Genomic DNA, 8,843 nt, shown 5'->3' on the forward strand with positions numbered 1-8,843 from the left:
CGCCGGTCCGGCCGCACCCTGCACGTCCGGGGGCCTGTCGGGCTCCGGCACCCCACCGACCGGCGGCGCGGGCGACCGCGCCGTTCAGGCGGGCCCGCGCACCGGCTGGACGCCGGCCGGGACGCTGCCCGCTCACCCCGACGACGCGCTCGCGTCCGGGGCCTTCTCCGCTCCGCCCGCCACCCCCGACTGACGCCGTCCCGTGGCCGACCGCACGTCGGTCGGCCGGACGCCTGCGCACGGGAACGGGTCCCGTGCGCGCTCACTCGGGACGAGCGGAAGGAGACAGCCGTGCGCGCTGTCGTGAGAAGGGTGCTGTACGCCGGCCTGCTGGCCGGGGGAGCGGTCCTCGGAGGTGCGGCTGCGGCCCACGCCGACGACGGGCTGCTGAGCGGGAACGGGATCGACCTGTCGGCCGTGGTGCCGGTGCAGGTCTGCGGGATGGCGGTGGGCGACGCCGCCGCGACCTGCGGGGACGCCTCGGCCACCGGTGCCACCGGTGGCGCGTCCACCGGGTCGACCGCCGGTGCGGACGACGCCGTGGCGTCGGGGAACGACGTGGACCTCGGTGCGGTGGTGCCGGTGCAGGTCTGCGGCGTCGGTGTCGGTGTGCTCGGCGACGCGGCCGCCTCGTGCGGTGAGGCGTCGTCGAAGGGCTCGACGCAGGGGTCGGCCGGTGGTGGCGGTGACGGAGGGACGACCGCCACCACCGGTGACGACGCCGTGGCGTCGGGGAACGACGTGGACCTGGGCGCGGTGGTGCCGGTGCAGGTCTGCGGCGTCGGTGTCGGCGTGTTCGGTGACGCGGCCGCCTCGTGCGGTGAGGCGTCGTCGGAGGGCTCGACGCAGGGGTCGGCCGGTGGTGGCGGTGACGGAGGGACCGCCCCGACCGGTGACGACGCCGTGGCGTCCGGGAACGACGTGGACCTCGGCGCGGTGGTGCCGGTGCAGGTCTGCGGGGTCTCGGTCGGCCTGCTCGGCGACGCGGCCGCGAGCTGCGGCGAGGCGTCGACCTCGGCGGGGACGGCGGGCGCCGGCGCGTCGGCGCCCGCGGCCGGTGACGACGCCCTGCTGTCCGGGAACGTCGTCGACCTCGGCGCGGTGGTGCCGGTGCAGGTCTGCGGCGTCGGTGTCGGCGTGCTCGGCGACGCGGCCGCGAGCTGCGGCGAGGCGTCGTCGGAGGGGTCGGCCGGTGGTGGCGGTGACGGAGGGACCGCCCCGACCGGTGACGACGCCGTGGCGTCCGGGAACGACGTGGACCTGGGTGCGGTGGTGCCGGTGCAGGTCTGCGGCGTCGGTGTCGGTGTGCTCGGTGACGCGGCCGCCTCGTGCGACGAGGCCTCGACCGGAGGCTCGACCGGCCCGGACGAGGGCACCCCGCCCACCGGTGGGACCCCCGCGGACGGCACGGGCTCGGGGAACGACCTCGTCGCCGAGGCCGAGCTCCCGGTGCAGGTCTGCGGGATCGGCGTCGGGCTCCTCGGTGACGCCACGACCGGGTGCGTGCTGTCGTCGACCGTCCCGCCGGGCGAGCCGGCGCCGGGCGACCCGGGCGACCCGGGTGACCCGGGCGACCCCAGTGACCCGGGCGACCCCAGTGACCCCGGCGACCCCGGTGACCCCGGCGACCCGGGCGACCCCGTCCCCGGTGACCCGGGCTCGCCCGGTGCGCCGGAGCCGGGCGAGGTCTCGGACCGCACCCTGGCCCGCGGCGTGCTCGCGGCGGGTGCCGGTGCCGTCGGCGGCGCGGCCGCGGACGACCTCGCCGACACCGGGGCGCCCCGCACGGGGCTGCTGCTGCTGGCCGGTCTGATGCTGGTCGCGGTCGGGTCGCTGCTGACGAGCCGTCGTGCTCCGCGACGCACGTCCTGATCCTCCGCGCCGGCCGACGCCGGCCGACCGGACGACGGTCGACCTGCGTCCGGCCGAGCGGACCGGTCCCGGCGCGGGTGGGGGCCCGCGCCGGGCCGGTCCGGCGGGCGGGATCAGGTCGGGCCGGCCCCGCTGAGGGTCAGCGAGCCGGCAGCCAGGGCCGGGACGACCCGACCTCGCGCATCCGCCGCTCCGCGCGGGCGGCGGCCGCGGCGGTCGGGGTCACCCCGGACGCGGCGGCCTCCTCGAGCACGGCCAGGGTCGCGTCGAGGATCGTCGCGGCCCTGGCCCGGGCCCGCTCGAAGGAGAACCCGTGCCGCTCGTCGGCCACCTGGATCACGCCGCCGCTGTTCACCAGGTAGTCGGGGCAGTACAGGACGCCGCGGGCGGCCAGCGCGTCCTCGACGCCGTCGTGGGCGAGCTGGTTGTTCGCGGCCCCGCAGACGACCTGCGCCTTGAGCACCTGGGCCGTGACGTCGTCGAGCGCGCCGCCCAGGGCGCAGGGGGCGTAGACGTCGAGGTCCTCGCGCACCAGCGCGGCGGTGTCGGGCACGTCCTCGACCTGCGGGTGGGCGGTGAGCACGTGGTCGACCGCACCGCGGTCGACGTCGGTGACGACGACGTCGGCGCCGTCCTCGACGAGCAGCCCGGTGAGGTGGCGACCCACCTTGCCCACGCCGGCGACGCCGACGCGGCGGCCGGCCAGCGACGGCCCGCCCCACAGGTGGGTGGCCGCGGCCCGCATGCCCTGGAACACCCCGAGGGCGGTGAGCACCGAGGAGTCGCCCGCGCCGCCGTCGACCTCGGAGCGCCCGGTCGCGAACCGCGTCTCCTTCGCGACGACGTCCATGTCGGCGACGTAGGTGCCGACGTCGCACGCCGTCACGTAGCGACCGCCGAGCGACTCGACGAACCGGCCGTACGCCCGCAGCAGCGCCTCGGACTTGTCGCGGCGCGGGTCGCCGACGATGACGGCCTTGCCGCCGCCGTGGTCGAGGCCGGCCAGCGCGTTCTTGTACGACATGCCCTTAGCCAGCGCGAGCACGTCGCGCAGGGCGTCGTCCATCGAGGCGTAGGGGTGGAACCGGGTGCCGCCGAGCGCGGGGCCGAGCGCGGTGCTGTGGATCGCGATGATCGCGCGCAGGCCGGTCTCGCGGTCGTGGCAGACGACGACCTGCTCGTGCTCGACGTCCAGGACGGACGCGGACGGGGTCGTCGGGGTGGTCGTGGGCGTGGCGGGGTGCTCGCTCATGGCGATTGCTCCTTCGGGGCTGCCCCCCGGGTCGCGGGGCGGGCGGCGTCACCCTATCCGCCGTAGGACCGACCCCAGGGATAGTCAATTCGGACTATGGCGGACATGCCGACCAGGGGACGACAATGGTCGTCATCGCGGGGACCGGGTGTGGGCCCGGTCCCGCGGTCCCGACCTGGTGGAGGTCGGGCTGAGGAACTGGAGGACCCCCCGATGGCCGCTCGTGCGACCGAGACCGAGAACCTGCTGACCCCCGCCGAGGTGGCAGCGCTGTTCCGCGTCGACCCCAAGACCGTGACCCGCTGGGCCAAGGCCGGCAAGCTGTCGTCCATCCGCACCCTGGGTGGGCACCGCCGCTACCGCGAGACCGAGGTCCGTTCGCTGCTGTCCGGCATCCCGGCGCAGCGCAGCGACGACTGACGTCCCCGGACCCACCGGTCCGACCCGGTCGGTTCCCCGTCGATCTCAGGCGGCGGGGAACCAGTCCGGCACACCTGCCCGCGCCACCCGCGCGGGCAGCTGCTTGCCGAGCCGCTCGGCGAGCCACTCGTTGACCTCGACCACCGCGTCCAGGTCGATCCCCGTGCGCAGGCCGTCGCCCGCGAGCAGGTAGGCCAGGTCCTCCGTCGCGATGTTGCCCGTGGCCCGCGGGGCGAAGGGGCACCCGCCGGTGCCGCCGACCGACGCGTCGAGCCGCCGCACCCCCTCCTGCACCGCCGCCCGGGCGTTCGCCAGCCCCGTCCCGCGTGTGTCGTGGAAGTGCATCGCCGGGGTCGCGCCGAGCGCGAGCAGCCCGCGCGAGAGCGCGACGACCTGCCGCGGCACCCCCACGCCGATCGTGTCGCCGAGGCAGATCTCGTCGGGCGGCACCTCCATCACCCGCTCGGCCACCGCGAGGGTCTGCGCCACCGGCACCGCGCCGTCGAACGGGCAGCCGAACGAGACGCTGAGCGTCACGACGACCGGGACGCCGTGCTCGCGGGCGGCGGCGACGATCTCGTGCGAGGCGGCGACGCCGGCGTCCACGGTCGTGTTCTGGTTGCGGGCGGCGAACCCCTCGCTCACCGGGAACGAGTAGTTGACGACGTCGACGCCCGCGGCGACGGCGCGGTCGAACCCCTTGCGGTTCAGGACGAGCCCGCTGAGCGGGACGCCGGCGCCACCGTCGGGGCCGAGGTCGTCGACGAGCTCCTCGGCCCCCGCCATCGCCGGCACCAGGCGCGGGTGCACGAACGACACCGCCTCGACCCGCGGCACTCCGGTGCGCACGAGCCGGCGCACCAGCTCGGCCCGCACGGCCGGCTCGAGGACGGTGTCCTCGTTCTGCAGGCCGTCGCGGGCGCCGACCTCGGTGACGAGCACGTCGAGCGGGTCGCCGGAGACGGGGTGGACCAGGGAGTCGCTCACGTCCCCGATCCTGCCACCGGCCTGCCGGCGCCACGTCGCGCACGTGCTGGTCACCTCGCACACGTCCCGACGTGTGCGAGGTCACCACGAGGTGCGCGGAGTGGTCGCCGCGCGGCAGCACGTCGGGCGGACGGCTGCCGACGGCGCCGTTCCTGCCACCGGCCCGGCCGAGGGGTGGCCGGGCCGGCGGCAGGGGCCGGTCAGCTCCCGGACGCGCTGCGCTGCGCGGCCTCGGTCGACGAGGCCGGGCGGTCGGCGGCGTCGACGCTCGCGCGGTCGGACAGGTCGACCCCGGCGCGCGCCGCGGCCGCCTCCGCCTCGGCCGTGGTGAGGTCGGGCAGCACGAACCGCTTCGGCTCCACCTGGGCGTCGAGCGCGGCGTACGGGGCGTTGCGGGCGACGATCTCGTCGGCGGACGCCGCGGCGGTGGCCTCGTCGGCCGTCGTGATCGCGGCCGCCGCCCCCGGGAACACGCCGCCGACGAGCGGCGCGTAGCCGTCGCGGTGGCCGGCGACGTTCGGGTGGAACGACTCGCTCACCGGGTTCGACAGCCCGTTCACCCACTCGGGGTCGTCGCAGACCGCGTGGCCGGTGAAGGCCGACGTGGGGTCGGAGAAGCCGAAGCCGGCCCGCGACGCGGCCGCCGCGATCGTGCTGTTCGCGAGGTCGGCGGTGGCGTTGAGCCGGGCCTGCTCCTCGGGGGAGAACCAGGTGAACGCGTTGCAGTCCTCGCCCATGAACAGCCGCGGGTAGCCGAGCACCTGGACGTCGGCCGCGGGCGCCCGCGCCGCGATGTCGGCGTAGAGCGCGTCGAGCGAACCGGGCAGCTGGCCGGTGATGACGGCCTGGGCGCCGTCGACCGCCCCGTCGCAGTCGCTCATCCAGCCGGGCTGCGCGCACTCGGTGAGCACGTCGGCGAAGCCGGCGTCGTTGCCGCCGACCGAGATCGTGACGACGGCGGTGGACGCCGACAGCGCGCCGAGCTGGGTGCCCACCACGTCGGGCACGGTCGCGCCGGAGCAGGCGCGGAAGTCGAGGGTGTAGCCGCGCGAGGCGGCCAGCAGCGCGGGGTAGGCCTGGGTTGAGCGCTGGCAGCCGGTGCCGTCGTCGACGTACGAACGCGTCCCGAGGCCCGAGGAGTACGAGTCGCCGAGCGCGACGTAGGACGGTGCGTCGGCCTGCGCGGGCAGCGCGAACCCGGCGACGAGGACGGCGGCGGCGCCGGCGGAGGCCAGCATCAGGCGCCGGGCGACCCCGGCGTGCGAGCGTGCGTTCACGGTTCCTCCGAGTGGTCAGGCCGCCACGTCGTCGGGGCGACCTCCGCGAGCCTGGCAGAAACACGGACGAAAAGGGATAGGTCGGGCGGAAGTTGGGCCCAGGGTCCCGACCTGCCGGGTGCCGTCGGCGGGCGGTGGCACGATCGCCCGCGTGCCGGACCCGTCACTCCCGTCGTCCCCGTCCGGGCCCACCGCCGCCCGCCCGGCCCGCCAGCTCCGGCTGGCCCTGGCGATGCGGGGCGGGGTGTCGCTCGCGGTGTGGATCGGCGGCGCCGTCGCCGAGATCGACCTGCTCCGTCGCGCCGCCGCGCGCGAGCGCGCCGGTCTCGCCCCGACCGGCGACGGCGCCACGCAGCAGCGTGCCCGCACCTACCTGCGGCTGCTGCACGCCGCCGGGTACGACGACGTCACCGTCGACGTGCTCGCCGGGGCGAGCGCCGGCGGGCTGAACGCGGTCGTCTACGGGTACGTGCAGGCGCTCGGGCTCGAGGTCGGGTGGCTCGAGGGGGTCTGGCGCCGGCGCGGCGGGTTGTGGGACCTGCTGCGCGAGACCGGACGCGGGCGGGTGGTGTCGCTGCTGCACGGCGACCGGGTGTTCTACGCCGCGGTGCGCGACGAGCTGCTCGAGCAGGCCGCGGCGGCGCCGGCGCCCGACGGCGTCGACCACGCCGTCCGGCACCTGACCGTCGACCTGTCGGCCACCCTGCTCGACACCGGCGCGGCCGGTGGCCTGTCGCTGGGCGGGCTGCTCCGCCGGCAGCAGGCATCCCGTCCGCACACCGCCGGGTTCCACTTCCGGCGCCGGGCGGCGCCGCTCGGGTCGGCTTTCACCGACGTCCCCGGCCCTGCCGACGCGCCCGCGGCCGACGGTGCCGTGTCCGACGAGATGGTCTGGCACGTCGAGCGTCTCGCGCTCGCCGCACGCTCCACCTCGTCGTTCCCCGGCGCGTTCGAGCCGTCGTCGGTGCCGACGACGTCGGCGTCCGCCGCCACGTCGCGACCGCGTGACGCGGACGGCCGGCCGTCCCTGCGGGGGGTGTTCAGCGAGACCCGCGACGACGGCACCCCGTTCGCCGTCGTCGACGGCGGCGTGTTCGACAACATCCCCATCGCGCGCGCGCTCGAGGCGGTGCAGGACTCACCGGCGAGCACCCCGACCGCCCGGACGCTGCTCTACCTCGACCCGAGCCCGCCGCTGCTCGGCGCCCTCCCGGCCGACCGGGCGACGACCGCGACCGGCTTCCTCCCGGTCGTGCTGCGCGCGCTCTCGCTCAAGCAGCGGCAGGAGGACGCCGACGACGAGGTCGCGCTGGTGCGCGCCCACAACGAGGCCGAGAACGCCGCGCGGGGACGCCACGACGCCCTCGCGCCGTGGCTGGTCGGCCCGGGCGAGGTCGACACCGACGAGCTGCTGGTGCGGTACGCGCGCACCCGCGCGGCGTCGGACTCCGCGCGGCTCGCACGGCTGCTGACGGCGCCCGGCCTGCACCTGATGCGCACGACGGTGCCGCCGACCGACCTGCGCGGCCTCACCCAGGACGCCGCCCAGCGGCTGGCCGACGACGTCGTGGCGCTCTACGACGCGGTGCCGCCGGCCGAGCTCGCGCACGACGCCACGGCGCTGGTGGCCGCCACCACGACGCTGATCGCCTGGGCGCGCGCGCTCGAGGAGGCGGACGTCGCCGCCGACGACCTCGCGCTCCTCGGCGCCTGGAAGCCGCGGCTCTACCGGCTGCGCGAGCTCGCGGGCGAGACCAGGGCGCGCGGGGAGGCGCTGGTCGCGTCCGGCTCGCTGCGGCCGGTGCCCGCCGACCTCGGCGAGCTGCTCACGGTGGTGGCGCCGGCCGCCGAGCGGGCCGCGCGCTGCTCGACCGAGGAGCTCCTCGCCGCCCTCGACGACACCCCGCCGAACCCCGACGACCCGCAGCCGTGGAGCTTCTACGCCTGGGCCGAGCTGCTGCTCGACGGGCCGTCCGCCGACCCCGGTGCGCCCGACGCCACCACCCTGCTCGACAGCGGGTGGGAGGTCGCCGCCGCCGCCCGCGACGCGCTGGTCGGGGTGCGCCCGGCGCCCGGGGACGGCTGGTGGTCGCGGTCGGTCTACCCGGCGCTCGCCTCGGCACCGCTCGCGAGCGTCCCCGTGCCCGTGGTGGTCGCCGCGCTCGCGGCCTCCGGCGGCGCGCCCGGCACGGCCTCGCGCGTGCGGTTCGCGCGCGTCACGGGCGACGAGCCGACCGGGCTCGCCTGCCCCGCCGTCGAGCTGGACGCCCTGCGGTCGCACGTGACGCAGCTGGTCGGTCACGGTGCCTCGAGCCCGCAGGTGCTCGACCGGCAGGTGCGCGAGCTGGCCGGGCTGCCGAGGGTCAGCGCCCGCACCAAGCTCGCGGGCAACCAGCTGGCCAACTTCGCGGGGTTCCTGCACCAGGGCTGGCGCGGTCACGACTGGACGTGGGGACGGGCCGACGCCGCCGCCGGCCTGGTGCGCCTGCTGGGTGGGGGTGACGACGACGTCGCGACCGCGCAGCAGGGCGTGTGGGACGGCGCGGGCACCCACGACGGCCCCAAGCCCGCCCTGGCCGACCTGCACCCGGGGTACCGGTTCGCGGTCGCGAGCCGGATGGTGCACCTGCTGTTCCGCGGGGTGTGGCCGCTGTCCGCCCCCCGCGGCGTCCGCGTGCCGCCGGACTGGCGCTCGTTCGCGTCGCTGGTGCGGGCGGCCCTGCTGCTGGCGGTGCGACCGCTGCTGGTGGTCGCGCCGCTGGCCGTGCGGCCCGCCGCCCTGGTGGCCGTGCTCGCCCTGCTCGTGCTGGCCGGGACGCCGGGGCGGGCCGCCCGGCTCGACGCCGTGCAGACCTGGGAGCGCGGGTGGCTCGTCGCGCTGCTGGCCGTCCTCGCCGTCTCCGGTGCCGCCGTCGTGGCGCGGGCGCTGCACGCGCAGCGGCGCTGGGGCGCGGTGGTCTCGGCCTGGCGGGAGGCGGCGGACGACGAGCCGGCGCTCGCGGCCGACCTGCCGGTGCTCGGGCGGTGGCGCCGCG

6 protein-coding genes and 1 pseudogene are annotated in these 8,843 nt (G+C 77.2%); 4 read left to right on the forward strand and 3 right to left on the reverse strand.

Annotated features, from left to right (window positions below; all coding sequences use genetic code 11):
* Positions 1-193: pseudogene (locus tag ACYVKY_RS05365) on the forward strand (hypothetical protein); the annotation flags it as partial.
* A 98-nt stretch (positions 194-291) separates the two neighbouring features.
* Complete coding sequence (locus ACYVKY_RS05370; RefSeq protein WP_460433942.1) at positions 292-1,872, forward strand: chaplin family protein; 1,581 nt, start codon at positions 292-294, stop codon at positions 1,870-1,872.
* Positions 1,873-2,011: 139 nt separating this feature from the next.
* On the opposite strand, the gene ACYVKY_RS05375 is transcribed toward ACYVKY_RS05370, so the two are convergent.
* On the reverse strand, positions 2,012-3,124 hold the full coding sequence (locus ACYVKY_RS05375; RefSeq protein ID WP_460433943.1) for a Glu/Leu/Phe/Val dehydrogenase dimerization domain-containing protein: 1,113 nt from the start codon (positions 3,122-3,124) through the stop codon (positions 2,012-2,014).
* Between the two features lie 213 nt (positions 3,125-3,337).
* Here ACYVKY_RS05375 and ACYVKY_RS05380 point away from each other — a divergent pair, with 213 nt between their 5' ends.
* Complete coding sequence (locus ACYVKY_RS05380) at positions 3,338-3,544, forward strand: BldC family transcriptional regulator (protein WP_460433944.1); 207 nt, start codon at positions 3,338-3,340, stop codon at positions 3,542-3,544.
* Positions 3,545-3,589: 45 nt separating this feature from the next.
* On the opposite strand, the gene ACYVKY_RS05385 is transcribed toward ACYVKY_RS05380, so the two are convergent.
* Together ACYVKY_RS05385 and ACYVKY_RS05390 are read right to left on the reverse strand one after the other, a co-directional pair.
* Complete coding sequence (locus ACYVKY_RS05385) at positions 3,590-4,531, reverse strand: hydroxymethylglutaryl-CoA lyase (RefSeq protein WP_460433945.1); 942 nt, start codon at positions 4,529-4,531, stop codon at positions 3,590-3,592.
* Between the two features lie 200 nt (positions 4,532-4,731).
* The gene (locus tag ACYVKY_RS05390) at positions 4,732-5,808 is read right to left on the reverse strand and encodes an SGNH/GDSL hydrolase family protein (RefSeq protein WP_460433946.1); all 1,077 of its coding nucleotides are present in this window, start codon (positions 5,806-5,808) and stop codon (positions 4,732-4,734) included.
* Between the two features lie 151 nt (positions 5,809-5,959).
* On the opposite strand from ACYVKY_RS05390, the gene ACYVKY_RS05395 reads away from it, so the two are divergent.
* Positions 5,960-8,843 (forward strand): DUF3376 domain-containing protein (locus tag ACYVKY_RS05395; protein ID WP_460433947.1); only part of this gene is annotated, 2,884 nt, incomplete at its 3' end.

The organism is Angustibacter speluncae, from assembly GCF_054777815.1.